The sequence below is a fragment of the Psychromonas sp. genome (assembly GCF_983033635.1).
In genome coordinates this window covers 36,446-36,920 of the sequence record NZ_CEZLMY010000015.1, presented here as the reverse complement: position 1 = coordinate 36,920, position 475 = coordinate 36,446, and the positions used below count along the sequence as shown (strand labels likewise).

Sequence of the window (475 nt, the reverse complement as noted above, 5' to 3'; positions counted from 1 at the left end):
AAAAGGATTTAGATTATTTTCAGCCCAATAGTCATCGTCAGGTGTGTTGAATTTAAGTAAAAAATAGCCAAGGTTTTTATCAGCTTCAACAATATCAAAATGTAATAAAGTTAATAGTTCTGGTAGCTTTCTCCAAGTAACTAAAAACTCAGTATCGACAACCCATGCGATCTGATGATTATCATCAAAACCAAGTTTAATTGGTAAAGGTTTTGAATCCACTTCGTTTAATTCATTTGCTTCCTGCACATTGTATGCAAACTCTAATAAATTATTTACAAAACGAAGTTCAATATTTTTTTTGTTTTTATCAGAAAGCTTAAATTTTAAAACATTCCCTTCGTTAGATTCACTATAAGTTAATACTTCAACATTTAAAGCGACACTATGCCCATCTGCTTGCTTCTCAAGTTTAAAACGGTAACTTGATTCTTTTAATACTTCATTACTATTTAAAAAACCACCGAAATTAATT

1 protein-coding gene is annotated in these 475 nt (G+C 29.5%); it reads right to left on the bottom strand.

All coding sequences use genetic code 11. The features are described 5' to 3' along the window. On the bottom strand, positions 1–475 hold a 475-nt coding region (bamC, locus tag AC4GME_RS03735), incomplete at both ends, for an NlpB/DapX family lipoprotein (RefSeq protein ID WP_490379034.1).